Raw genomic sequence first — 23130 nt, 5'->3', positions numbered from 1 at the left:
AATCGAACATGCTCAAATTCCTTCCATCGAGGGTAACTTGACGGTCGATAACCGACGTCCGGGTGCGGGTGGGAGGTGATGCCGAGGTGCGACGGGAACCCGTGTCCCTCACCCGGCATCTGCGTGTGTACGCCTATCGTGCGCACACCGTCCTGGAGTTCCGGGGCGAGATCGACATCAGCGCGGCGGCGGAGATCCTCCCGGTCCTGGACCGCGTCACCGCCCGACCCGGCGCACGGGTCGTGATCGATCTGCGGCCCGTGGACTTCTTCGACTGCTCGGGGCTGCGCCTGCTCTACCGGGCGCGGGCCCACGTCCAGGCGGGCGACGGACGGCTGCACCTGGTGTGCACCCATCCGCTGACCCTGCGCGTGCTGCGGGTGACGGGCCTGTCCCGGCTGCTGCCGCCGCACGCCACGCCGGACGCGGCCCTGGAGCAGGCCGGGGCCGCCTCCGGTTCGTGGTGAGCCGCTCCGCAGTCCTCCTCGAACAGGGCGCTGACGGACTCGCCGTCGTGGATGCGCCGTACCGCCTCGGCGAGGGCCGGGGCGGTGGACAGCACCCGCAGCTTCTCGGTGTGCTCGTCGGCGGGAATCGGCACGGTGTTGGTGCAGACGATCTCCAGCACGTCGGGCTGCTCGCCCAGGCGCTTGAGCGCCCCGGAGGCGAACAGCCCGTGGGTGCACGCCACTCGGATCGAACGGGGACCCGACTCCCGCAGCCGGTCCAGCAGTTCCAGTACGGTGCTGCCCTTGGCGATCTCGTCGTCCAGCACGATGACGTCCCGCCCGGCGATCTCGCCGATGACGGAGCTGATGCTCACCCGGTCGTCCGCGTACCGCTGCTTGGCGCCCGCCGCCACCTGCGCGCCGATGCGCCGGGCGAAGGCGGCGGCCTCCTTGGCGTTGCCGAGGTCCGGGGAGACCACCGTGGTGCGCGAGAGGTCGTACTGCCGGAAGTGGTCGGCCAGTTCGCGCAGCGCGTGCAGATGGTCCACCGGCACCGAGAAGAAGCCGTGCACCTGCGGGGAGTGCAGGGTCATGGCGAGCACCCGGCTCGCGCCCGCCGCCACCATGAGGTCGGCGACCAGCCGCCCGCCGATGGAGATGCGGGGCGCGTCCTTCTTGTCGGAGCGGGCGTAGGAGTAGTGCGGCATGACGACGGTGATCCGGGAGGCGGAGGCGCCCCGCGCCGCGTCGCACATCAGCAGCAGCTCCACCAGGTGTTCCTGCACCGGCTTGACCAGCGGCTGGATCAGGAAGACGTCCCGTTCCCGGCAGTTGGCCTGGAGCTGGACCTCCAGGCAGTCGTTGGCGAACCGGCTGATCCGCGTGGGGCTGAGCGGCACACCGAGGTGGGCGCAGACCTCCGCGGCCAGGTCGGGATGGGCACTGCCGCTGAAGACGGCGATGTCTCGCACGATCTGCTCCTCGCATGATCATTCCGGGCTGCCGCGTTCATGCTACTGGCCCACGTCGCAGCGGTAGAGCGTCTGGCCCGGGGCGGCGGCCGTGCCACCGTAGGCCGCGGCCGGGACCTCGGCGCAGGAGGACTCGACCCAGTCGGCGATCCGCGTCGCCGCCGTCCTCCCGGCCGCCGCGTTCGCCGTGCCGGCCGCCGCCGGACCGAACCCCGCGCTGCCGCCCGCCAGGACGTACCGGACCCGGCCGTCGGCCACCAGCCGGCGGAACCGCGCCGGCGTCGGGAAGGGCACCCGGCCGCTGAACCCGCCGAGCGGGAGCACCTCGGCGCCGGTCGCGAGGATGTACGGGGACGCCGCGGTCCAGTTGGTGGTGGCGAACACATAGCGGGCGGAGCCCCGGTGGGCGCGGGTGTAGTCGAGCAGCCGGCGCTGGGCCGCGGTCATGCCGCCGTCCGAGGCGACGCCGCCCCAGGCGCCGGGCCCGGCGGAGGCGGGGGTACGGCCGCGGGCCGCCTGGGCGCCAGGGGTGCCGGTGCGCGCGGTGCCCCGGTCCGGGGCGGTCGGGCCGACCGATCCCATGCCCGCGGTCCCGTACGCGGGATCGAAGACCTGCACCGCCCACGCGGTCGGGGCGGCGAGCAGGGCCGCGAGGGCGGCGGCGAGTCCGCCGAGCGCGAGCCGGCCGCCGGCGCGGGGGCGGCCCGGCCGGGTGAGGACCAGCAGGACGGCGGCGGCCGACCCGAGCACGGCCACCGCGGGCGCCAGCCACGGCAGGAAGGCGGGGAACCGGCCGGCCAGGTATGCGCTCCAGGCCGTCGTCGCCGCGACCGCGCCCGGCAGGGCCCATGCGCGGCGACCGCCGGCCCGGTGGGCGCGCCACAGCCGCACCGCCCCGGCGCCGGTGAGCGCGGCGAGCGGCACGGCGATCACGCCCATGTAGTAGGTGTGCGGGCCGACGCTGCCGGCGCTGAAGACCAGGAAGTACGTGGCGAGCCAGGTGCCCCACAGCAGGAAACCGGCCCGCGCCGCGTCGGTGCGCGGCCGCCCCCGGCGCCAGAGCACTCCACAGCCGGCGGCCACGGCGGCGAACGGGTAGAACCAGCCGGTCTGGGCGGCGAGCGCGGGGCCGAACATCTTCGCCCACCCGTCGTGGGCGCCGCCGGAACCGCCCCCGGCCCGGGGCGCGGCACCCCCGGGACCCGCCGCGCCCCGGTCCCCGGCACCCCGGTGGGCGGGCCCGGCCGCGCCCGTCGCACCGGCGCCGTGCCGTGCGCCGGAGTGCCCGGTCGCACCCGGGACCGCGGCACCCGGCCCCCCGGTCCCCCGCCCGGCGCCGGCCCGGTGCCCGCTCCCCTGGGTCGCGCTCACGCTTCCCGTGGCGGCCGCGCTGACGCCCAGGGAGGCGAAGCGGTTCAGGAAGTTGTAGCCGACGACCATGCTGAACGCGGAGTTGTCGGTGGTGCCGTCCACGTACGGCCGCTCCTTCGCCGGTACGAGGGTGACGGCGAGCATCCAGGAGGCCGACACCGCGACCGTCACCAGGGCGGCCAGGCCGAGGTGGGCGAGCCGGCGGCGCAGCGCGACCGGGGCCGAGACCAGGTGGACCAGGGCGAGCGCGGGCAGCACGGCCCAGGCCTCCAGCATCTTGGCCTGGAAGGCGGCGCCGACCCAGAAGCCGGCCTGCAGCAGCGGGCCCAGCCGGCCGGCGCGGGCGGCGCGCTGGGTGGCCTCGGCGGCGAGCAGCAGGCACAGGGTGAACGCCGGGTCCTCGACGGAGGTGCGGAACAGACCGACCGCGACCGGGGTCACCAGGAACGCCGCACCGGCGACGAGGGCCGCGTGGGTCCCGGCCCAGCGGTGCACCAGACGGTACAGCACCAGCAGGCTCGCCACGCCTTCGAGGACCTGGGGCAGGGTCAGGGTCCACGGGTGGAAACCGAGGAGGCGGGCGGAGAGCGCCTGCGGCCACAGGAATCCCGGGGTCTTGTCGAGGGTGATGGAATTCCCGGGGTCGAAAGAGCCGTAGAAGAACGCCTTCCAGCTCTGTGTCATGCTGCGGGCCGCGTCGGCGTAGAAGGTGTGGTACTGGCTGTGCCCGATGTCCCAGGCGTAGAGCAGGGCGGCGAGCGCGGTGAGGGCCAGCAGTGCGGGGCGGGCGTACGCGGGCTCGCCGGCCGGGGTCTTCCAGGGTGCGCGGCGGCCGGCACCGGTGGGGGCGGTCGCGTCGAGAACGTTCGTGGCCATGCGCGGCAGTGTTGGTCACGACCCCCGTCGAGAACGCCGTGTCGCGGCCTCTTCAAGGAAACTCTCATCGCCGGCAGGGCAATTCTTTGACCACACCAGCAGAAATTTGCTCTGGTAAAGCGCATTCATTGCATTCGTCGCCCGCGGCACCGGCGTGCCCGGTCAGCCGCCGAGCACGCCGGGCAGGGCGAGCGCGGCCAGCAGCGTGGCGCCGACCACCACCCAGGCGACGTAGTCGCCGACATGGCCGGACTGGAGGCGGCGCAGGGGTGTGGTCCACGCGGGGGCGGCCGGGCGGCGCGGCCGGGTGACGGTGACGGCGGCGACGGCCACGGCGAGGACGGCGGAGAGCAGACCGAGCAGCACGCCGTGCGCGGTCCACGCGGCCGAGGCCCGGGCACCGCCCGAGCCCGCCTCGTTGACCGAGCGGGCCACGAGGTCGCCGAAGCCTGGGACGGTGCCGACGGCGAGCGCGGCGGCGAGCAGTACGGCGGCGACCGTGGTCATGGTGTCCGGGACCCGGCCGACCAGTCCGGAGGTCTCCGGCTCCTCCTCGGAGCCGCTGGTCTGGTAGGCGTCGGTGTCCTCGGGGGGCGGCCCGAGTCCGAAGAAGACGCGGGCGGTCACCCGGAGCACCGCGGCCGCCGTGAGCGCGGAGACGGCCACGTACACCACGGTGAGCGGGCCGCCGACCGCCTCCTCGCTGACCGCCTTGCCGAGCCCGGTGCCGAACGGCGGCAGGCCCGCGAGGGCGAGACCGCCGACGGCGAACAGCACGGCGGTGGCCCGCAGCCGGCCCGCCCGGCCGTGCAGCGCGTGCTCGTCCACGCTGCCGAACCGGTCCAGCAGGGCGCCCGCACAGGCGAACAGCGCGGCCTTCACCCCGGCGTGGCCGAGGATGTACAGGGCGGCCCCGTCGTCGCCCTCGGGGGTGAGGACGCCGACGGCGACGAGGAACAGGCCGGTGTGGGCGATGGTGGAGAAGGCGAGCAGCCGTTTGATGTGCCGCTGGTACCAGCACATGACGGCGCCGGTGACGGCGGTGAGCACGCCGAGCGTCAGCAGGGCGCGGGTCAGGTCGGCGGCCGGGATGCCGCCGGGTCCGGCGAAGACGGTGCCGTAGACGCGCCAGACGCCGTACACACCGAGTTCGACCATCACGCCGGACAGCAGCATGCACACCGGGGTGGGGGCGACGGCGTGGGCGTCGGGGAGCCAGAAGTGGAAGGGCACGGTGGCCGCTTTGACCAGGAGTCCGGTGAGCACCAGCACGAAGGCGGCCAGCACCAGTGCGTCGGGCCCGCCGTGACCGGCCGTGCCGTCGAGACCCCGGCCGATCTTCGTCATGGACAGCTCGCCGGTGCGGGCGTACAGCAGCGCGATGCCCGTCAGCATTCCGTACGCGCCCAGCGAGTTGACGACGCCGAAGGTCAGCGCCCCCTGGACCGCCTTGGCCTCGTCGATGCGGTAGCCGGTCAGGGCGTAGGCCACCACGCTCATCAGCTCGAAGAACACGAAGGCGTTGAACAGGTCCCCGGCCACGGCGAATCCACACATGGCGCCCTGGAAGACCAGCATCAGCGCGGGGAACGAACCGGCGTGGCCGTGCGGCGGCTCGTCGAAGTAGCGCCAGGAGTAGGCGAGGGCCGAGAGGGCGAGCAGGGAGACGAGTGCCGCCATGCCGAGCGAGGGGCCGTCCCCGATCAGCTCGATGCCGACGCTCTCGCCGCCGACGGGCTTCCAGCCGCCGGCCCACTCGACCATCGGCGGCGAGGAGCCGAGCAGCAGCACGAGGGCGAGCGCGGCGGTCGCGGCGGAGGCGACGAGGCCGGTCAGCTCGGCGGCGGCGCGCGGCAGTCTGCGGCCCGCGGCGGCCAGCAGGGCGGCCCCGAGCAGCGGCACCGCGACGAGGAGGGGGAGCAGATGACGCATCAGCCGCGCAGCTCCCGCAGTGCGTTGGGGTCGACGGTGCCGTGCCGTTTGACGATCTGCAGGACCAGGGCGAGCAGCAGGGCGGTGACGGTGGCGCCGACGACGATGTCGGTGAGGGTGAGGGCCTGTACCACCGGGTCCACCACGGGCCGGGAGCCGGGCTTGATGTCCGAGAAGACGGGCGCGGTGCCGCCGGACCGGTAGCCGACCGCAAGGAGCAGGATGTACGTGGAGACCTGGCACACCGACAGACAGCCCACGGCGTGGATCAGGTTGCGGCTGGTGGCGAGGCCGTACACGCCGGTCAGGAAGACGTAGGCGGCGACCAGGTACGGCAGGACGTGCGCCACGGTGCTCACCCTGCGGACTCCTCCTCGATCTCGACGGCCTGGTCCAGGAAGTTGGCGAGCAGGACGACGACCGCGCACGCCACCTCCATGCCGACGGCCGCGTTCAGCAGCGGGACGATGCCGCCCGAGGACAGCGTGTTGAACGTGCCGTACGGCAGCAGGGTGTTGGCGAGGAACGCGGTCCCGGCCAGGACACCGGCGAGGCCGAGCACCAGGTAGGCGGAGACGGCGAGGGCGTCGGTGGCCTCGAAGACGCCGAGGGGCCGGATGCGTTCGAGCGCGTGGTAGTCGGCGCCGAGGTACAGCAGGTGCAGGGCGGTCGCGGCGACCACCCCGCCCTGGAAGCCGCCGCCGGGACTGAGCTGGCCGTGAGCGATGACGTACAGGCCGCAGACCAAGGCGACGGGCGTCACGAGCAGCGCGTAGCGGCGCACGGGCAGGGCCACGCGGGCGGGTTGGGGGCGGGCCCGGTATTCGTCGCGGGCCTGGCGCAGCAGCACCACGCAGCCGAGGACGGCGGCGAACAGGATGCTCATCTCGCCGAGGGTGTCGTAGGCGCGCTGGTCGAAGTTGACGGAGGCGATGGTGTTGGCAGTGTGCCGGGTGAGGGAGGCGTGCACCGCACGGGTGCCGTAGGGGTGTGAACGGCCACCGAAGCCGGGCAGGTCGAGGCTGGCGGCGGTCAGCAGGGCGGCGAGGCCCGCGCCGCCCACGGCCAGCAGCCACAGCCGCAGCCGCCGGCTCACCGGGCACCGTCCCGGTCCCGGCCGCGGCGGCGGATCTTGCGCACCGACAGCATGACCAGCAGCGGGGTGAGGACGGCGCCGACGGCGAGCTGGGACAGGCCGACGTCGGGTGCCTGGACCACGGTGAACAGCACGGCGAGCAGGACGCCGAGGACGGACAGGACCAGAGCCTGGCGGGCGGGGTCGCGCTGGGCCACGGCCGCGGTGGCCGCGCCGGCCACCAGCAGCAGGGCCACGAGGATCACTGCTTCGTCCACGCCCCACCTCCCGTCCGGGGTGCCGGCTCAGCCACCGCGCACCCCCCGGAAGGCTCCCGACAGGGCCCGCGAGGCGATCAGGTTGCCGCCGATCAGCAGGGCGCCGATCACCAGCAGCTTCACCATGGCCCGGCCCGGCCCGGTGGCCGCGCAGACGGCGGCCACGACCACGGCGCCCACCGCGGCCACGGCGTAGGTCGGCCCCCAGGCGCTCGGCCGCTGTCCCTCCAGGTCCTCGTGGAGCAGGCGGGCGAAGACCAGGGTGCCGACCGGTCCGAGCAGGGCGAGCAGCAGGGCGAGGTCGACGTAGGCGGGGCGGCCGTACCCCTGGGCGAGCAGCAGCAGCGCCGGGCACAGGGCCGCGGTGGTGAGGTTCTGGGCGACGACGCGGCGGGCGGTCCCCCCGGTGGTCACGCCCCACAGGGCGGCCGCCCCTCCCCCACCGAGTTCGACGGTCGCCGCCAGGACCCAGCCGTTCACCGCCAGCTCACCGCCCGCCGGCCGGCCCGTGCCAGCAGCGCGCCCACGGCGGCGACGCTCGCGCCCACGATCCACTCAAGGGGGTAGACGCTGCTGATCAGCACCAGCCAGAGCAGGGTCAACGCGACCCACCACAGGAGGAGTTCACCGACGAGGAGCAGCACCGCACGGGGTGTCGTCCGCCGGTCCATCCGCCACCTCCTCGTTTCCGGTTCGCGGCGGTCTGTCCGCTTCGCCGCCCGGTGCATCCAAGCACCGCCGGACCCCTGGCGGGGCGGCGGCGCGCGGGGCCGGGGGCGGAGTGCCCCGGGAGCGTGAACGGAAACCGGGGCATGACCGGCGCCTCAAGTGAAGGTCCGTACCAGACTCTTGACGGCCCCTTATCTCACTCCTTAAATCAACCAGGAAAACTTCCCCCCACCGACCCCCACGATCGGAGTGCCATGGCCTCCCCGCGCCTGCTGCGCAGATGTCTGTTCGCGGCCCTGTCCGTGCTGATCGGCTCGGCCGCCGTCGGCCCGGCGCACGCGCGTCCCGCCGACCCGGCCGCCGCGCCCGCCGCGCCCGCCGCGACCGTGACCGCCTTCTCCGACACGTTCGACGGGCCCGCAGGCTCACCGGTCGACTCCTCGAAGTGGACGCTGGAGACGGGCGACAACGTCAACAACCACGAGCGGGAGTACTACACCTCCGGCACCCACAACGCGGCCCTGGACGGCCAGGGCCATCTGGTGATCACGGCCCGCAAGGAGAACCCGGCCGGTTACCAGTGCTGGTACGGCACGTGCCAGTACACCTCGGCCCGGCTGAACACCTCCGGGAAGTTCTCCGCGCGCTACGGCCATGTCGAGGCCCGGATGAAGATCCCGCGCGGGCAGGGCATGTGGCCCGCGTTCTGGATGCTGGGCACCCCGGTGAACTGGCCGGACTCGGGTGAGATCGACGTGATGGAGAACGTCGGCTTCGAGCCCTCGACCGTGCACGGCACCATCCACGGCCCCGGCTACTCCGGCTCGGGCGGCATCGGCGCCGCCTACTCGCTGCCGAACGGGCAGGCCTTCGCGGACGGCTTCCACACCTTCGCCGTGGACTGGGCACCGGACTCGATCACCTGGTCGGTGGACGGGAACGTCTACGAGCGGCGCACGCCCGCCGACCTCGGCGGCAAGACCTGGGTCTACAACGACCGGCCGTTCTTCCTGATCCTGAACCTGGCGGTCGGCGGCTACTGGCCCGGCGACCCGGACGGCAGCACCCAGTTCCCGGCGCAGCTGGTGGTGGACTCGGTGTCCGTCACGACCACGGACAGCGCGGCCGGGGTCCCGATCCGGGGGCTGGCCGGCAAGTGCGTGGACGTGGCCGGCGCCAACTCCGCGAACGGCACCCCGGTCCAGCTCTACGACTGCAACGGCACCGCGGCCCAGTCCTGGACGGTCGGCTCGGACGGCACGATCCGGGCGCTCGGCAAGTGCCTGGACGTCACCGACGCGGGCACGGCGGACGGCTCGACGGTCCAGCTGTGGGACTGCACGGGCGGGGCGAACCAGAAGTGGACGGTCACCGGCGCGCACGACATCGTGAACCCGCAGGCGAACAAGTGCCTGGACGTCACCGGGAACAACTCGGCCAACGGGACGCGGCTGCAGATCTGGTCCTGCACCGGCGGGGCCAACCAGAAGTGGACGGTCGGCTGAGCGAACGGCTCAGTGCAGCTTCCAGGTGTACTTGTCGCCGCCCACCCAGCGGACCACGTCCGGGTCGTCGAGGTCGTGGATGGTGATGCCGTGAGCCGCGGCGGCCTCCAGGACGTCGGTGACGGTCCTCGCCTCGCCGATCACCTCCTTGTCGATCTCCACGACCCGGAAGGGCGGCTCGCCCGGCTTCCCCGGGCAGACGCCGAGCACCAGGACCCGTGGCTGGCAGATGTGGGGAGCTGCTTGTTCGGTCATGCAATTCAGGTTAGGACGGAACGCCCGTCGGCGGGTCGCCGCGCACCGGCGCCGTCCGCGCTCACGGGCGGCGCCAGTCGTCGCTGGTCAGATGGGAGCCGGCCTGCGGTCCCATGCGGAGCATGCCGCCGTCGACGCTCCAGGAGGCGCCGGTGACGTAGGAGGCGTCCGGGCCCGCGAGGAAGGCGATCACGGCCGCGACCTCGCGGGCGTCGCCCGGCCGCCCGAGCGGCACCCCGGGCCGGCGCACGCCGTGGACGTCGGTGTCCTCCTGGCCGGTCATCGGGGTGGCGATCTCACCCGGCGCGACCGCGTTCACCGTGATGCCGTGCTCGGCCAGCTCCAGGGCCATCACCTGGGTGAGCAGCCCGAGCCCGCCCTTGGCCGCGCAGTAGGGGGCGGAGCCGACCCGGGGCTGGTGCTCGTGCACCGAGGTGACGTTGACGATCCGGCCGCCCTCGCCCTGCCGGATCATCTGCCGGGCCGCCCGCTGCCCGCACAGGAACGGGCCGACGAGGTCGACGTCCAGGACCCGGCGGACGTCCTCCAGGGTGAGGTCGAGGTAAGGCGTGCTGGTGCCCGTGCCGGCGTTGTTGACCAGCACGTCGAGCCGGCCGAGCGTGTCGCACAGCTCGTCCACGGCGTCGGCGGCCTCGGGCAGCCGGGTCAGGTCCAGCCGGGCGACGGCGGCGGTGCGGCCCTTCTCCCGGACCTCCCGCGCCGTCTCCTCGGCGCCCTGCTCGTCCGTGTGCCAGGTGATGCCGACGTCCAGGCCCGCCTCGGCCAGTCGTACGGCGGTGGCCCGGCCGATGCCGGAGTCCGCGCCGGTGACGATGGCCGTGCGGCGCGCGGCCGGGGATGCGGGCATGGTGTGCCTCCTGTGGTGGTCGGCGCTCGGACGAGTCACCGCAGTACCCGGGGCGGACCCGGCAAAACGGCCGGGTGCGCGGCTGACCGCGCCGGGTGCCGGGTGCCGGACGCTGAGGCAACCTTGGCTGCATGGACCCCGTTGCCGCCCTGGAGCGGATCGCGTTTCTGCTGGAGCGGGCGCTGGCGCCGACCTACCGGGTGCGGGCCTTTCGCACGGCGGCCCGGGTGCTCGGCGGGCTGGGGCCCGGTGAGGTGGCGGCGCGGGCGGCGGACGGGACGCTGGAGGGGCTGAAGGGCGTCGGGCCGAAGACCGCCCAGGTGGTGCGGGAGGCCCTGTCCGGCGAGGTGCCGGGGTATCTGCGCAAGCTGGAGGAAGAGGCCGGGAGCGAAGCCGCACAGGGGCCCGGGGCGACGCTGCGGGCGCTGCTGCGCGGCGACTGCCACACCCACTCGGACTGGTCCGACGGGGGCAGCCCGATCGAGGAGATGGGGCGGGCGGCGGCCGCCGTCGGCCACGAGTGGACCGTGCTCACCGACCACTCCCCGCGGCTGACCGTGGCCCGGGGCCTGTCGCCCGAGCGGCTGCGCGAGCAGCTGGACGTGGTGGCGGAGCTGAACACGCGCTGGGCGCCGTTCCGGCTGCTCACCGGCATCGAGTGCGACATCCTCGACGACGGCTCGCTGGACCAGGAGCCCGAACTGCTGGAGCGGCTGGACGTGGTCGTCGTCTCCGTGCACTCCAAGCTGCGGATGGACGCCCGCGCGATGACCCGGCGGATGGTGACCGCCGTACGCGATCCGCACGCCGATGTGCTCGGGCACTGCACCGGGCGGCTGGTCACGGGCCGGGGGCGGCCGGAGTCGCGGTTCGACGCGGACGAGGTGTTCGCCGCCTGCGCCGAGTCCGGAACGGCCGTGGAGATCAACAGCCGGCCCGAACGGCTGGACCCGCCCCGGCGGTTGCTGCGCCGGGCCGTGGCCGCCGGGACGCTGTTCTCGATCGACACCGACGCGCACGCGCCCGGCCAGCTGGACTGGCAGATCCTCGGCTGCGCCCGGGCCGAGGAGTGCGGGGTGCCGGCCGAGCGGGTGGTGACCACCTGGTCGGCCGACGAGCTGCTGGACTGGACGCGGCACGGCCGGGTGCCGGCACGCGTGGCGCAGGCGTGACGTGGTACCCGGGACCGGAACGAGAAAGTCCCGTCAGAGAGGTCACCGGATGGAGCGCGCCGCGGTCTTCGACGTCGACGGAACCCTCGTCGACACCAATCATCTGCACGTCGTCACCTGGTGGGAGGCGTTCCGGCAGGCCGGACACGACGTGCCCATGCACGCGGTGCACCGGGCGGTCGGCCTCGGTTCGTCGGACCTGATCGCACATCTGCTGGGCGAGGACCGCGACCGGGAGCAGGACGACGCGCTCAGCGCCGCGCACAAGGCGCTGTACGGACAGTACTTCGACCGGCTGCCCGCCCTGCCGGGCGCCGGGGAGCTGCTGCGGCGGCTGCACCACGACGGCTGGACGGTCGTCCTGGCCACCTCGGCGAGCGGTTCGGAGCTGGGCGCGCTGCGCCGGGCGATCGACGCGGACGACGCCATCGCCGACACCGCGAGCAGCGACGACGTCCAGCAGGGCAAGCCCGCTCCGGAGCCGGTGGAACACGCGCTGGAACTGGCCGGGGTGCCGGCCTCGCGGGCGGTGTTCGTCGGGGACACGGTGTGGGACATGCGGGCCGGCGCCAAGGCCGGGGTGCGCTGCGTCGGCGTGCTGTGCGGCGGGCTCCCCCGGGCCGATCTGGAGGAGGCGGGCGCGGAGGCGGTCTACGCGGACCCCGCCGACCTGCTGGATCGCCTCGACACCAGCCCTTTCGCCTGACGGCCGTGGTGTGTGAGGCAGGTCACGGGCGGCGGTGGAACACCGCGGTCCGCCCGCCCGTTGAACCGACCGTGGGTGCGGATGGGACAGTGTCCCCGGGCCTCACCTTTTGCCCACAGGGACGATCGTTCGGCTGAAGCCCTGTGGAGCCTTTCGCCGAGAGGCGACCGCCATCCGTGCCCACCCACAGACCGCCCCGGCCGTGAATCCCCCCGTCACGGCCGGGGCTTTCCGCTGCTCGCGGAACGGGATGCGCCGGAGCCGTACCGGGGGGCGCGGTGCGCGTCGGGCACGCGTGTGCGCCAGGGGCGCCCGGGTACCCGGCCGGTCGGTGCGGGCCTTTCGCCCGAGGACCGGAAGGAGCCAAGGTGAGCAGCTCAGCGGGCAGCAGGGTGGTGGTCACGGGGGCCACCGGCAATGTCGGTACGAGCGTGGTGCGTCTGCTCTCCCAGGATCCCGGGATCAAGTCGGTGCGGGGCATCGCCCGGCGCATCCCCGGCTGGTCGCCGGCGCGGACCGAGTGGTCCGCCGTCGACCTGGCGTCGGACCGGGCGAACCTGGCCGAGCGGTTCGAGGGCGCGGACGCGGTGATCCATCTGGCGTGGGCGTTCCAGCCGACGCACGATCCGGCGGCCACCTGGCGGACCAATGTGCTCGGCGGCATCCGGGTGCTGGAAGGGGTCGCCGCGGCGCGGGTGCCGGTTCTGGTGCACGCCTCGTCCGTGGGCGCGTACTCGCCGGGTCCCAAGGACCGCGCGGTGGACGAGTCCTGGCCGACGCACGGGTGGCCGGACGCCGCGTACTGCCGGGAGAAGGCGTACCTGGAGCGCACCCTGGACGTGTTCGAGCGCGATCACCCCGAGGTGCGGGTGGTGCGGATGCGGCCGGCCTTCCTGTTCAAGTGGGAGTCGGCGAGCGAGCAGCGCCGGATCTTCGGCGGGCGCTTCCTGCCCGGCCGGCTGGCCCGGCCCGACCTGCTGCCGTTCCTGCCGGACATCCCGGGTCTGCGGGTACAGGCCCTGCACACCGACGATGCCGCCGAGGCCTATCGGCTCGCGCTGCACTCGCCGACCGCCCGCGGCGCCTTCAATCTCGCCGCCGAGCCCCCGCTCGACGCCACCGTGCTCGGCGAACTGCTCGGCGCCCGCCCGATGCGATTGCCGCGTACGGCGGCCCGCTCGGCCATCGCCGCGGCATGGGGCCTCCATCTGCTGCCCGCCTCCCCGCACCTGTTCGACGCGGTGCTGCGCCTGCCGCTGATGGACTGCACCCGGGCGCACGAGGAACTGGGCTGGCGGCCGCGCTGGACGGCGACGGAGGTGCTGGAGGAGTTCCTGGACGGGCTGCGGCAGGGCGGCGGCATGGACACCGCGCCGATGCACAGCGGCACGATGGGCTGACCACGACACACTGGGGAGAACCGACATGGCCGCACAGCACCCACAGCGACCCGGCGAACGGCCCGACCAGGAAACCGACCGGCCGTCGGACCCGGTCCCGCGCGACCTGCCCGACCAGCAGTCCCACCCGGACGACCACTGGGAGCCGGACCACCCGGCGTCCGGCCCGGCCGAGGACGCCCCCGACCCGGACGAGGCCGGCACAGGGCCCCGGGGCGCCCCGCGCACCGGCACGGTCCACCCGGAGCATCCGGAGCCGCAGGAGCCCTCGGACTGAGGGATGGGCACGGCGTCTCACCGGGACGGGTGACCGGTCGGCCCGGTGCCTTGTGCCTGGGCGCGGCTCCGGGGAAGCATGACCGGACATGCCCACCAAGACTCTTTCGGTCCCCACCCCGGACGGCGTCGCCGACGCGTACGCCGCCTTCCCCGACGACGGCGAACGGCACCCGGGCGTGCTGCTCTACCCCGACGCCTTCGGCCTGCGGCCCGTGCTGGAGGAGACGGCCCGGACGCTGTCCGGACACGGGTACTGCGTGCTCGTGCCCAACGTCTACTACCGCCAGGGCCCGGCGCCGCTGATCGACCTTCCCGAGCACATCGGCGAGGAGGACAGGCCCGCGGTCATCGCCCGGCTGAAACCCCTGGTCGACGCGCACACCACCGAACGGGTGCTGCGCGACGCCGACGCCTTCCTCGCGTTCCTCGCCGACCGGCCCGAGGTGGGTCCGGGGCCGGTCGGTGCGATCGGCTACTGCATGGGCGCCGTCCTGGCGATGCGTACGGCGACGGCACACCCCGACCGGGTGGCCGCGGTCGCCGGGTTCCACCCCGGTTTCCTGGTCACCGACGACCCCGACAGCCCGCACCGGCTCATCCCGGAGCGCCTCACCGCCGAGGTCCACCTCGGCCTCGCGGAGAACGACATGTCGCCCGAGGCCATCCGCGAGATCGAGCGTGCCTTCGAGGCCGCTGGCGTCGGTCACACCACCGAGGTCTACCCCGGCAGCGTCCACGGCTTCACCATGTCCGACACCGACGCCTTCGACCCGGCCGCCTACCAGCGCCACTGGGACCGGCTGCTCCCCCTGCTCGGCCGCGCCCTGAAGAACGGCTGAGGCACCGCGGGCCGGCGCGCCCCGTCACGCCCCCGGGGTGCGCTCCCGCAGCGCCGTCCGCCAGGCGGGGAGCGGGCTCTCGGGGGCCGGGGCGGGGCGGTGACCGCCGGCGGCGAAGAAGTCGGCCAGGGGGAGGATCGCGGCGCCGACGGTCACCGCGTCCGGGCCGAGCCGGCCCAGTTCGATGGTGACCTTGTCGGCGGGGTGGCGCAGGGCGTACGTCGTCGCGTGCCGGCGTACGGCGGGCAGGAAGCGGGTGCCGAGCTGGAGCCCGGCCCAGCCGCCGACGATGATCCGCTCGGGCTGGAAGAGGTTGATCAGATCGGACAGTCCCGCCCCCAGGTACTCGGCGGTCTCCTCCAGGACGGCCAGCGCCACCGGGTCCGCCGCGCGGCCCTCGGCCGGGTAGGCGGCGGCGAGCATGGCGGTGAGCGCGGTCTCCTCGTCGGCGTCCGCCGGTGGCCGGCCGCCCTCCTCGCGCCAGCGGGCGAGCAGCGACTCGGCGCCCGCGTACGCCTCCAGGCAGCCGGGCGCGCCGCACCGGCAGCGGCGCCCGCGCACCCGGACCGTCAGATGGCCCCACTCGACGGCCCGTCCGCGCTCCACCTCGGGAGTGACCAGACAGGCGCCGACGCCGGAGCCGAAGAGCACGACCACCGCATTGCGGGCGCCGCGCCCCGCGCCGAACCACATCTCGGCCTGGCCCAGCGTCTTGGCGCCGTTGTCGATGAAGTACCGGACGGTTCCGGGCAGTTCGGAGGAGGAGCGGAGCAGCTGTTCCAGCGGCACCGCCTCCCAGCCGATGGTCTGCCCGTGCACGACGGCGCCCCGGTCGGCGGTGTGCTCCACGATGCCGGGCACGCCGATGCCGATGCCCAGCAGCCGCTCGGGCACGGCGGCCTCGGCGGCGAGCATCTCGGCGACGCCGTCGCGGATGTGACCGGCGATGACCTCGACGTCGTAGCCCAGCGGCGTCAGCGGGCGTTCGGTGCGGGCCAGTTCGGTCAGGGCGAGGTCGAACAGCTCGATGCGCACGCGGGTCTCGCCGACGTCGACGCCGATCAGCTGCCCGCTGTCCGGGGAGACCCGCAGCAGGGTGCGGGGCCGGCCTCCGTCGGAGTCGACGCTGCCGGCCTCCTCCACCAGCCCGTCGGCGACCAGATCGGCGACCACGTTGCTGACCGAGCCGGAGCTGAGGCCGGTGGCCGGGCCCAGCTCGAAGCGGCTCAACGGGCCGTCGAAGTACAGCCTCTGCAGCACCGCGGTGCGGTTGCCCCGCCGTAGGTCACGTACCGTGCGCCCGTTCCGCCCCGCCATGCGGCTCCTTTCACGAACCATGCCCGACCTGCAACATACTCCTTCGGGCGACCGGAACGCGACTTTCCACCAACCCTTAGTTCACGCTGTGAGCTAAGGCGGGGGTCCGTGCGCGTCCCGGCGGGGCGGCGTTCCCGGCTTCAGCCGGCCGCGTACACGTCCTCGACGTAACGGCCCTGCGCCACCAGGGAGTCGAGCCAGCGTCCGGCGGCCGCCTCGTCGGCGCCCGGGGTGCGCTCCCGGTACAGGGTACGGAACGCCTCGCGGACGCCCGGCGCCATGCGGGCGCCGTCGCCGCAGACGTACACCCGGGCGCCCGCGGAGAGCAGCGCCCACACCTCGTCGGCCTCGGCGGCGATCCGGTGCTGCACGAAGCGGGCGCCGTCCTCGGGTGCCTCGCTGAAGGCCGGGCGCAGCCGGACGGCGCCCGCGGCCTCGGCGGCACGCAGCTCCTCGGCGTGCAGGAAGTCCGCGTCGGGCGCGTCGCAGCCGAAGTAGAGCAGGGCCCGCGGGAGCCGGCCGCCCGCGCGCAGGGCGGCGACCCGGTCGGCGACGGTGCCGCGGAACGGGGCGAGTCCGGTGCCCGCGGCCACCAGCACCACCGGCACGGAACCGTCGACGCGGAAGGCCTCGCGGCACGGCTGCACCCGGGCGTAGACGGTGTCGCCGGGCCGCAGGCCGGCCAGGTGGCCCGACCCGGTGCCCCGGTACCGGCCGCGGCCCGAGCGGGCGGGGGCGTCGAGGACCGAGACCATCAGGTCGGCGTGGCGCGGGTCGGCCGCCGGGGAGGAGGAGAGGGAGTAGTGGCGGGGCCGCAGCGGGGTCAGCAGGTCGAGCAGGAGCGGCCAGTCGAGGGCGCCGCGCAGCGCGGGGTGGTCCTCGGCCAGCTCCACGAGGGTGCGCGGGTCGTCGCCGGGCAGGGCCTCGAGGGCGGCGCGCTCGGGCGGGCAGGGGTTGGCCTGCGCGAGCAGGGCGAGCTGCCGGGCCGTGGGCCGCTCCTGCAGCTCGACGTGGTGGGTCAGCAACTGCCGTACGGTCAGCGGGCGGTCCACCGCGAGGCCGTCGCGCCGCGCCCGGGTGGTGCGGATGTCCAGGACGGTGTCGCCGTCCAGGCCGAGGGCGGCGAGCGCGCGGTCCACCAGGCCGGGGGCGTTGACGGGGAGGACGGCCAGGTGGTCGGCGGTGCGGTAGGTGACGCCGTCGGGCAGGGCGATGCGCAGGAACCGCTTGGTGCGCGGGTGGCCGGGAGCGGTGAGGTCGTACGCCTCGGTGACGGTCATCGCGGTCAGCCCGTGCCGTTCGGCCAGGGCGTCCAGCGGGCCGCCGGTCAGCGTGCGCACCTCGTAGGCGTGTCCGGGCCGCGGCCGGTCGTCCCCGGTGGCGTCCGGATCGCCGTACGCGGTCAGCAACGCGGTGCGCAGCCGGTCGGTGAACTCCCGCACGGTGCCGGTGAGGTCGCCGGAGGCGTCGGCGGCCGCCCGGTCGGTGAGCCGGGTGGCGCCGAGTTCGGCGAGGCGGGCGTCGATGCGGGTGGGGACCTGCTGGTAGGTGGCGGACCAGTTGCGGTCGCCGACGCCGAGGACGGCGTACGTCACCCCGGTGAGGTCGGGGACGCCGTCGAGCAGGGCGGTGAAGGCGGTGGCGTCGTCGGTGGGGCGGCCGTTGTAGGAGGCGGCGGTGATGACGACGGCCCGGTCCGTGGGCAGCCCGTCCGCGTAGGCGTCGAGCGCGGCCACCTCGGTGGCGCAGCCCAACGCCGCCGCCTCGTCGGCGAGTTGTCCGGCGAAGGCGCGGCAGGTGCCGTAGTTGCTGCCGTGCAGGAAGAGCACGCCGGTGCCGGGGCGGACCCGGGACGGGAGGGCGTCCGGGGCCGTCGTCGACGCGCTCCGCGCGGGGGCGCCGGGCAGCGGGGCGTGGACCCGGTCGGCGGAGGTGCGCGGGGTGAGGGTGAGGGTGAAGCCCTCGGGCTTGAGGGTCAGGGTCTCCTTCACGTCGAGCCGGTAGCCGGCGTGGTCGTGCAGCCGGTAACGGTGCACCAGCAGGGCGAGCAGCATGGTCGCCTCGTGCAGCGCGAACTGCCTTCCGATGCAGGCGCGTTCGCCGGTGCCGAAGGGTTTGAAGGCGTGCACCGGGCGGGCCTCCTCCGCCTCGGCGGTGAACCGCTCGGGGTCGAACAGCTCCGGGTTGTCGCCCCAGACGGGCTGGCGGTGCAGCATCGGGGTGAGTACGGTGACGGGCTGTCCGGCGGCGAGCGGGATCCGGCCGCCGAGCAGGGTGTCCTCGCGGGCGTGCCGGCTGAACGCGGCGGCCGTCGGCCACAGCCGCAGCGCCTCGTTGAGCACCTGGCGGGTGTAGGTGAGCCGTCCGACGTCCTCGTACGTCGGCTCGGGGTCGGCCGCGTCGCCCCACAGCGCGTCGGCCTCCCGCTGTACCAGCCGGAGCACGGCGGGGTGCTTGACCAGGTAGTACAGGGCGAAGGACATCGCGCCCGAGGTGGTCTCGTGCCCCGCGATCAGGAAGGTGATCACCTGGTTGCGGATGTTGGCGGTGTCCAGGGTGGTGCCGTCCGCCGGGTGCGGCGCGCTGAGCATCAGCCCGAGCAGGTCCTCGGCGCCGCTCTGGTCGGTGCCGGTGCGGGCGGCGACGACGTCGTCCACCACCCCGGCGAGGAAGTCCGCGTCCCGGCGGAAGGCCGCGTCGGCCGCCGCGTGGTCGCGGTCCGCGGGCGCGGCCACGCGGGTCATGCTCCACTCCAGGCAGCGGACCATGGACTCCACGAAGGGGTGCGGCCGTTCGCGCCCGAAGGAGCCGAAGTCGTAGCCGAATCCGGCGAGTCCGATGGTGTCGAGGGTCATCCGGGTCATGTCGTCGGCCACGGCGACCGGGCGCCCGGCGTGGGCCGCGCGGTCCCAGGAGTCGATGAGCCGGCGGGCCACCCGCAGCATCACCGGGTGGTAGGTGCGCATGGAGCCGAGCGCGAAGGCGGGCATCAGGATGTCGTGCGCCTTGGCCCAGTTCGGTTCGTCGTTGTACGCGGTGAACAGGCCGTCGGCGGTGAAGGCGCGCACGTTCTCCAGCGCGGGTCCGACGTGCTTGGCGAAGCGGTCCTCGTCGGCCAGGTCGGCGACCAGGTCCGTGTCCGCGACGAACAGGGTCTCCCGGCCGTGCAGCCGGCGCACCAGCACCGGCCCGTGGGTGCGCATCAGGCCCATGGTCTGCTGGATGGGGGTGCGTCCGACGCCGGCGGTGCCGAGGTCCACGACGGGGACGGCGGAGGGGGCGGGATGCGGTGCGGTGGGGGGCATGGCGCGGCAACTCCCTTTCACGGTGCGCGGTGTGCTGCGCTCCAGCCTGCTCGCCCCGCTCCCCGGTCGGGACCACACCACTACACGATCGTGCAGTGGAAACCGGCCCGCGGGGCTTGCGCGCGGCCGCGGCCGGTGCCCCGCCGATTTGGCGCCGGCCTGGGCCTTCGTCTTGGATGAAGCGGACACTGCGGCACGTCGGGAGGTACGCGTGGAGACGGGCGACGCCGTGGTCTGGCGCAACCGCGCCCTGACCCTGTTCGACCGGGTGGCGGTGCCGGTCGCGGTGTGCGACGCGTACGGCCGTGTCGTGCTCGCCAATCCCGCGATGGCCGCGGAGTGCGGCACGACGCCGGGGCGGCTGCGCGGCCGGGACGTGCTGGAGCTGTTCCGCCCGCAGCGGGCCACGCAGGTGGAGCGGATCGCCGAGGCGCTGCGGCTGCGGCGCCGCTCGCGCTACCGGGTCTCGGTGTGCTGGCGGGCGCCGGACGGGGGCGAGCGGTACGGGGAGCTGACCGCGGACCCGGTGAGCGACAGTGTGGAGGAGACGCCCGCGCTGCTGGTGATGCTGCGGATCGAGGACGAGCGCCCCGCCGCCCCGCCGGTTCCCGCCCCGGCGCCGGTCACCCCCGTGGAGGGCCGGGTGCTGGCCCTGCTGGCCTCGGGCGCCACCACGGCCCGCGCCGCCCGCGAACTCGGCCTCACCACCGACGGCGTCAACTACCACCTCCGCCGTCTCTCCGCCCGCTGGGGCGCCGCCAACCGCACCGAACTGGTGGCTCGCGCCTACGCGTCGGGGGTGCTGGCCCCCGGGGTGTGGCCGCCTGCGGCACCCTGACACACGGCCCGGCCCGGCAGAGCGGGGGCCAGGGGGGAACGGCGCGCCGGCACCGGCTCCCGCCCGGCGCGTGTACACCGGGCGGCCGTCGGTCGTCAGTTCCCGACCCCGGACGGCTCCCGGACCGCGCCGAAACGGGCCAGGACGTGCCAGACCTTCTTCAGGTCCTGGAGGTCGTAGCGGCCGGTGCGGGCCGCGTCGCCGATGATCCGCGGGGTGAGTACGCCCCGCTCCGCGATCCGGGCGCCCAGACGGGTGTACTCGGCGCCCCGGTAGTCGGCGTGGTGGTGCAGCCGGTCGGCGGTGAGCCGGTAGCCGGGGTGCCACTCCAGCGGGAACGGCAGCCGCCGGGCCGCCGCCTCCACGGGTGTGCCCCGGAAGCTCGGGTCCAGTACCAGCGCCCGCACGTCCCGGGTGAGCAGCACGCCCCCGTGCACATGGCACTCGATGTAGTCGTCGAGCGCGTCCCGCTCGTCCGCCTCGGCGAGCGCGATCAGCGGCATCGCGCTCGCCACCCCGAAGTCGGCGGGCTCGGCCGCGCTGTCCGGGTAGCAGAAGGTGGCCCGGTGCGCGACGGGTGCGGCCAGCCGCAGGAACGAGGAGCCGAACCGCGGCGCGGCGCCCCCCGGTTGGCGGCGGAAGTCCAGGGCGCCGTACACCGGCCGCTCCGCCGGCTCGGCGTCGTCGTAGGCGCCGCCGAAGATCCGGCTCTCCCAGCGCCAGCGGTCGCCGCCCGGGTGTGCCGTGAGCCCGCCGTTGCTCGTGCCGGTGACGAACTGGGAGTGGTAGACGCCGTCCCGGGCGAGGGAGTCGAGGACGGAGAGCCCGCCCGACAGCCGGTCCGGGTGGAAGTTCAGGGTGATGTGCGGGCCGGGGACGAGCGCGGGCCCGGACGCGCGGGCGGTCACGTGCCGCAGGGCCCGGTGGGCGCGTAACGGCAGGCCGTCCGGAAAGCCCGGGAAATCCATTGGCTCCCCCTCCCCTGGGATATCTAGGCTGCTCAGGGACCCATCTTGCGGGTTCCGTGCACGTACGACGAAGGAATTTCCCATGAGATCGCTCACCGAGCAGGACATCCGCGGCTCTTTCGTGAACTGCTCCAAGGGGGAGGCCAAGCGGCTGGCGATACCCCGGGACCTCGACGAACGGCCGTGGGACGATCTGGACTTCCTCGGCTGGCGGGACCCGGGCGCGCCCGACCGCAGCTATCTGGTGACCGAGCGGGCGGACCGGCTCGTGGGCATCGCGCTGCGCTTCCCGGCGTCCCAGCGCGGCTTCCTGCACCGCAGCATGTGCTCGGTGTGCCTGACCACGCACCCCGGCGGCGGCGTGTCGCTGATGACCGCGCGCAAGGCGGGCACGGCGGGCCGCGAGGGCAACTCGGTGGGCCTGTACATGTGTACGGACCTGGCGTGTTCCCTGTACGTCCGCGGCAAGAAGGTGCCCGAGTCCGGTACGCGGTTCGAGGAGAGCCTGACGCTGGAGGAGCAGATCGCGCGGACGGCCGGCAACCTGGCCGCCTTCGTCGACAAGCTCTACGCCTAGGGTCTTTCCGAACCCTTCCGGTCGCAGCGCCGGTCACCGGCGCTCGGCCGGATGGCCCACGCGTCTCCGCCCCGCGCCCGCCCTCCTCGAACATCCACGTTCGACGCAGCCGAGGAACGGGAACAGGCGAAGGAATGTACGACGTACGCAAGGGGATCGAGGGACTGCGGCGCCTGGTGATGCGCCGCCGGGAGCCGGTGGTCGTCCAGACGCTGCGGTCTGCCGCGGCGGCGACGGTCGCCTATGTCATCGCGCTCCGGCTGAGTCCCGAGCCCGCCCCGCTGACCTCGCCCCTGACCGCGCTGCTGGTGGTCCAGGTGACCTTCTACGCCACGCTGACCAACGGCATCCGGCGGGTGAACGCGGTGGTGGCCGGTGTGCTGGTCGCCATCGCCTTCAGTGTGCTGGTGGGCCTGACCTGGTGGAGCCTGGCGCTGCTGATCGTGGCCGCACTGGCGGTGGGCCATCTGGTACGGGTGGACGAGTACGTCGCCGAGGTGGCGATCAGCGCGATGCTGGTGCTGGGGGTGACCACGGTCGGCTTCACCGCCTGGGCGCGGATCGTGGAGACGCTGATCGGCGCGGTCGTGGGCACCGCCTGCAATCTGCTGCTGCCGCCGCCGGTGTGGGTGGACGCGGCGGGCCGGTCGATCGCGGACCTGGCGCGCCGGGTGCGGCAGTTGATGCTGCGGATGGGTGAGGAGGCCGCCGGCCACATCCCCTGGCAGCGGGCGGCCGAGCGGCTGCACGAGGCACGCCGGCTGGACCAGTACATCGCCGAGGTGGACGCCTCGCTGCGGCAGGCCGAGGACAGTCTGCGGCTCAATCCGCGGGTCAAGGAGGGTCTGCTGCACCGGGTGGTGCTCCGTACCGGCCTGGACACGCTGGAGATCTGCACGGTGGTGCTGCGGGTGCTGGCCCGTTCCTTCACCGACCTGGCCAAGGCGCGCGGCTCCGAGGACCTGTTCCCGCCCCGGGTCGGGGCGGTGGTGGAGGAGCTGCTGTCGGAGATCGGCGACGCGGTGGTCAGTTTCGCGGTGCTGGTGACCGCCCATCTGAGTGCGGACGCCGAGTCGGCGGAGGCACGGCTGACGGCCGAGCTGCACACCGCGGCCGGCACCCGGGACCGGCTGGCCGAGCTGCTGCGCGAGGAGGTCCGCAGGGACTGGGCGAACTGGCAACTGCTGGGCGCCGTACTGACCGAGACGACCCGGATCATCGACGAGCTGAACACCGAGCACCGCACCCGGCGCCTGCTGGAGGAGCTGGACCGGGTCTCCGCCGAGCAGCGTGCCAAGCTGCCCCGGATGACGCGGATGCGCGAGCGGCTCGGCATCCAGGAGAAGCTGTGGAGCGACCGGGCGGGGTTCGGCGACCGCACTCCGTGAGGCCGGCCGGCCGCCGTGTCCCGCGCCGCCGTCCTTGCCTCGCACACCCGGCTCGGGCCAAGGTGGCCCTCACGACCGGGCGACCGACGACC

General features: G+C 74.3%; 22 protein-coding genes and 1 pseudogene. 10 read left to right on the top strand and 13 right to left on the bottom strand.

From position 1 onward, the window contains the following. Nucleotides 1–86: 86 nt before the first annotated feature. Nucleotides 87–467 (top strand): anti-sigma factor antagonist, encoded by a 381-nt coding sequence (locus BLW85_RS34825; protein WP_070023276.1) that lies wholly within the window; start codon nucleotides 87–89, stop codon nucleotides 465–467. Nucleotides 468–484: 17 nt separating this feature from the next. Here the strand turns inward: BLW85_RS34825 and BLW85_RS34820 are convergent. From BLW85_RS34820 to BLW85_RS34785, 8 genes and pseudogenes are all read right to left on the bottom strand, one after another. Further along, nucleotides 485–1420 (bottom strand): annotated as a pseudogene (locus BLW85_RS34820) (ribose-phosphate diphosphokinase); the annotation flags it as partial. Between the two features lie 42 nt (nucleotides 1421–1462). Continuing rightward, complete coding sequence (locus BLW85_RS34815; protein WP_074995281.1) at nucleotides 1463–3667, bottom strand: ArnT family glycosyltransferase; 2205 nt, start codon at nucleotides 3665–3667, stop codon at nucleotides 1463–1465. Between the two features lie 162 nt (nucleotides 3668–3829). Next, complete coding sequence (locus BLW85_RS34810) at nucleotides 3830–5599, bottom strand: complex I subunit 5 family protein (RefSeq protein ID WP_074995279.1); 1770 nt, start codon at nucleotides 5597–5599, stop codon at nucleotides 3830–3832. Continuing rightward, nucleotides 5599–5949 (bottom strand): sodium:proton antiporter, encoded by a 351-nt coding sequence (locus tag BLW85_RS34805; RefSeq protein WP_074996326.1) that lies wholly within the window; start codon nucleotides 5947–5949, stop codon nucleotides 5599–5601. The genes BLW85_RS34810 and BLW85_RS34805 overlap by 1 nt, the downstream gene beginning before the upstream one ends. Before the next feature lie 5 nt (nucleotides 5950–5954). Continuing rightward, nucleotides 5955–6695, bottom strand: coding sequence for an MnhB domain-containing protein (locus BLW85_RS34800; RefSeq protein ID WP_074995276.1), 741 nt, complete (start codon nucleotides 6693–6695; stop codon nucleotides 5955–5957). Next, a complete protein-coding gene (locus BLW85_RS34795; protein ID WP_074995274.1) occupies nucleotides 6692–6952 on the bottom strand; it encodes a hydrogenase subunit MbhD domain-containing protein in 261 nt (86 codons plus the stop codon). Before BLW85_RS34795 ends, BLW85_RS34800 begins: the two co-directional genes overlap by 4 nt. A 27-nt stretch (nucleotides 6953–6979) precedes the next feature. Continuing rightward, a complete protein-coding gene (locus tag BLW85_RS34790; protein ID WP_074995272.1) occupies nucleotides 6980–7432 on the bottom strand; it encodes a monovalent cation/H+ antiporter complex subunit F in 453 nt (150 codons plus the stop codon). Next, complete coding sequence (locus BLW85_RS34785; protein WP_070023269.1) at nucleotides 7429–7623, bottom strand: hypothetical protein; 195 nt, start codon at nucleotides 7621–7623, stop codon at nucleotides 7429–7431. The genes BLW85_RS34790 and BLW85_RS34785 overlap by 4 nt, the downstream gene beginning before the upstream one ends. 252 nt (nucleotides 7624–7875) lie before the next feature. Here BLW85_RS34785 and BLW85_RS34780 point away from each other — a divergent pair, with 252 nt between their 5' ends. Next, nucleotides 7876–9126, top strand: a complete 1251-nt coding sequence (locus tag BLW85_RS34780; RefSeq protein WP_074995269.1) for a lectin — start codon at nucleotides 7876–7878, stop codon at nucleotides 9124–9126. Between the two features lie 9 nt (nucleotides 9127–9135). Here the strand turns inward: BLW85_RS34780 and BLW85_RS34775 are convergent, their stop codons facing one another. Further along, the gene (locus BLW85_RS34775; RefSeq protein WP_070023267.1) at nucleotides 9136–9381 is read right to left on the bottom strand and encodes a hypothetical protein; all 246 of its coding nucleotides are present in this window, start codon (nucleotides 9379–9381) and stop codon (nucleotides 9136–9138) included. Nucleotides 9382–9442: 61 nt separating this feature from the next. Further along, a complete protein-coding gene (locus BLW85_RS34770; protein ID WP_074995267.1) occupies nucleotides 9443–10249 on the bottom strand; it encodes an SDR family oxidoreductase in 807 nt (268 codons plus the stop codon). Between the two features lie 131 nt (nucleotides 10250–10380). Here BLW85_RS34770 and BLW85_RS34765 point away from each other — a divergent pair, with 131 nt between their 5' ends. From BLW85_RS34765 to BLW85_RS34745, 5 genes are all read left to right on the top strand, one after another. Further along, the gene (locus BLW85_RS34765; RefSeq protein ID WP_074995265.1) at nucleotides 10381–11421 is read left to right on the top strand and encodes a PHP domain-containing protein; all 1041 of its coding nucleotides are present in this window, start codon (nucleotides 10381–10383) and stop codon (nucleotides 11419–11421) included. A 49-nt stretch (nucleotides 11422–11470) separates the two neighbouring features. Further along, nucleotides 11471–12127, top strand: a complete 657-nt coding sequence (locus BLW85_RS34760; protein ID WP_070023264.1) for an HAD family hydrolase — start codon at nucleotides 11471–11473, stop codon at nucleotides 12125–12127. A 368-nt stretch (nucleotides 12128–12495) separates the two neighbouring features. Continuing rightward, on the top strand, nucleotides 12496–13527 hold the full coding sequence (locus tag BLW85_RS34755) for an SDR family oxidoreductase (RefSeq protein WP_074995263.1): 1032 nt from the start codon (nucleotides 12496–12498) through the stop codon (nucleotides 13525–13527). 25 nt (nucleotides 13528–13552) lie between these two features. Further along, entirely contained in the window at nucleotides 13553–13804 is a 252-nt protein-coding gene (locus BLW85_RS34750; RefSeq protein WP_070023262.1) for a hypothetical protein, read from the top strand. An 88-nt stretch (nucleotides 13805–13892) separates the two neighbouring features. Further along, a complete protein-coding gene (locus BLW85_RS34745) occupies nucleotides 13893–14645 on the top strand; it encodes a dienelactone hydrolase family protein (protein WP_070023261.1) in 753 nt (250 codons plus the stop codon). A gap of 24 nt (nucleotides 14646–14669) precedes the next feature. On the opposite strand, the gene BLW85_RS34740 is transcribed toward BLW85_RS34745, so the two are convergent. Together BLW85_RS34740 and BLW85_RS34735 are read right to left on the bottom strand one after the other, a co-directional pair. Continuing rightward, complete coding sequence (locus tag BLW85_RS34740) at nucleotides 14670–15962, bottom strand: ROK family transcriptional regulator (protein ID WP_070023260.1); 1293 nt, start codon at nucleotides 15960–15962, stop codon at nucleotides 14670–14672. A 140-nt stretch (nucleotides 15963–16102) separates the two neighbouring features. Further along, the gene (locus tag BLW85_RS34735; protein ID WP_074995260.1) at nucleotides 16103–19267 is read right to left on the bottom strand and encodes a cytochrome P450; all 3165 of its coding nucleotides are present in this window, start codon (nucleotides 19265–19267) and stop codon (nucleotides 16103–16105) included. Nucleotides 19268–19478: 211 nt separating this feature from the next. On the opposite strand from BLW85_RS34735, the gene BLW85_RS34730 reads away from it, so the two are divergent. After that, a complete protein-coding gene (locus BLW85_RS34730) occupies nucleotides 19479–20105 on the top strand; it encodes a PAS domain S-box protein (RefSeq protein WP_070023259.1) in 627 nt (208 codons plus the stop codon). A gap of 95 nt (nucleotides 20106–20200) precedes the next feature. Here BLW85_RS34730 and BLW85_RS34725 read toward each other — a convergent pair whose 3' ends face one another. Further along, nucleotides 20201–21073 carry a DUF3626 domain-containing protein gene (locus BLW85_RS34725; protein WP_070023258.1) on the bottom strand — a complete coding sequence of 291 codons (873 nt, stop codon included), beginning with the start codon at nucleotides 21071–21073 and terminating at the stop codon, nucleotides 20201–20203. Nucleotides 21074–21155: 82 nt separating this feature from the next. On the opposite strand from BLW85_RS34725, the gene BLW85_RS34720 reads away from it, so the two are divergent. Together BLW85_RS34720 and BLW85_RS34715 are read left to right on the top strand one after the other, a co-directional pair. Next, nucleotides 21156–21650 (top strand): FBP domain-containing protein, encoded by a 495-nt coding sequence (locus BLW85_RS34720; RefSeq protein ID WP_070023257.1) that lies wholly within the window; start codon nucleotides 21156–21158, stop codon nucleotides 21648–21650. A gap of 134 nt (nucleotides 21651–21784) precedes the next feature. Further along, entirely contained in the window at nucleotides 21785–23038 is a 1254-nt protein-coding gene (locus tag BLW85_RS34715) for an FUSC family protein (protein WP_177329940.1), read from the top strand. Nucleotides 23039–23130: the final 92 nt, after the last annotated feature.

The organism is Streptomyces misionensis, assembly GCF_900104815.1.
GTDB classification, from domain to species: Bacteria; Actinomycetota; Actinomycetes; order Streptomycetales; family Streptomycetaceae; genus Streptomyces; species Streptomyces misionensis.
The sequence above is the reverse complement of the archived record's forward strand: the minus strand, read 5'-3'. Positions and strand labels throughout refer to the sequence as shown.

What these genes read in the sequence shown, in the direction of transcription:
- BLW85_RS34815 (WP_074995281.1), bottom strand. Translation starts at nt 3,667, where the DNA reads ATGGCCACGAACGTTCTCGACGCGACCGCCCCCACCGGTGCCGGCCGC.
- BLW85_RS34810 (WP_074995279.1), bottom strand. Translation starts at nt 5,599, where the DNA reads ATGCGTCATCTGCTCCCCCTCCTCGTCGCGGTGCCGCTGCTCGGGGCC.
- BLW85_RS34785 (WP_070023269.1), bottom strand. Translation starts at nt 7,623, where the DNA reads ATGGACCGGCGGACGACACCCCGTGCGGTGCTGCTCCTCGTCGGTGAA.
- BLW85_RS34780 (WP_074995269.1), top strand. Translation starts at nt 7,876, where the DNA reads ATGGCCTCCCCGCGCCTGCTGCGCAGATGTCTGTTCGCGGCCCTGTCC.
- BLW85_RS34775 (WP_070023267.1), bottom strand. Translation starts at nt 9,381, where the DNA reads ATGACCGAACAAGCAGCTCCCCACATCTGCCAGCCACGGGTCCTGGTG.
- BLW85_RS34770 (WP_074995267.1), bottom strand. Translation starts at nt 10,249, where the DNA reads ATGCCCGCATCCCCGGCCGCGCGCCGCACGGCCATCGTCACCGGCGCG.
- BLW85_RS34765 (WP_074995265.1), top strand. Translation starts at nt 10,381, where the DNA reads ATGGACCCCGTTGCCGCCCTGGAGCGGATCGCGTTTCTGCTGGAGCGG.
- BLW85_RS34760 (WP_070023264.1), top strand. Translation starts at nt 11,471, where the DNA reads ATGGAGCGCGCCGCGGTCTTCGACGTCGACGGAACCCTCGTCGACACC.
- BLW85_RS34750 (WP_070023262.1), top strand. Translation starts at nt 13,553, where the DNA reads ATGGCCGCACAGCACCCACAGCGACCCGGCGAACGGCCCGACCAGGAA.
- BLW85_RS34745 (WP_070023261.1), top strand. Translation starts at nt 13,893, where the DNA reads ATGCCCACCAAGACTCTTTCGGTCCCCACCCCGGACGGCGTCGCCGAC.
- BLW85_RS34740 (WP_070023260.1), bottom strand. Translation starts at nt 15,962, where the DNA reads ATGGCGGGGCGGAACGGGCGCACGGTACGTGACCTACGGCGGGGCAAC.
- BLW85_RS34735 (WP_074995260.1), bottom strand. Translation starts at nt 19,267, where the DNA reads ATGCCCCCCACCGCACCGCATCCCGCCCCCTCCGCCGTCCCCGTCGTG.
- BLW85_RS34725 (WP_070023258.1), bottom strand. Translation starts at nt 21,073, where the DNA reads ATGGATTTCCCGGGCTTTCCGGACGGCCTGCCGTTACGCGCCCACCGG.
- BLW85_RS34720 (WP_070023257.1), top strand. Translation starts at nt 21,156, where the DNA reads ATGAGATCGCTCACCGAGCAGGACATCCGCGGCTCTTTCGTGAACTGC.
- BLW85_RS34715 (WP_177329940.1), top strand. Translation starts at nt 21,785, where the DNA reads ATGTACGACGTACGCAAGGGGATCGAGGGACTGCGGCGCCTGGTGATG.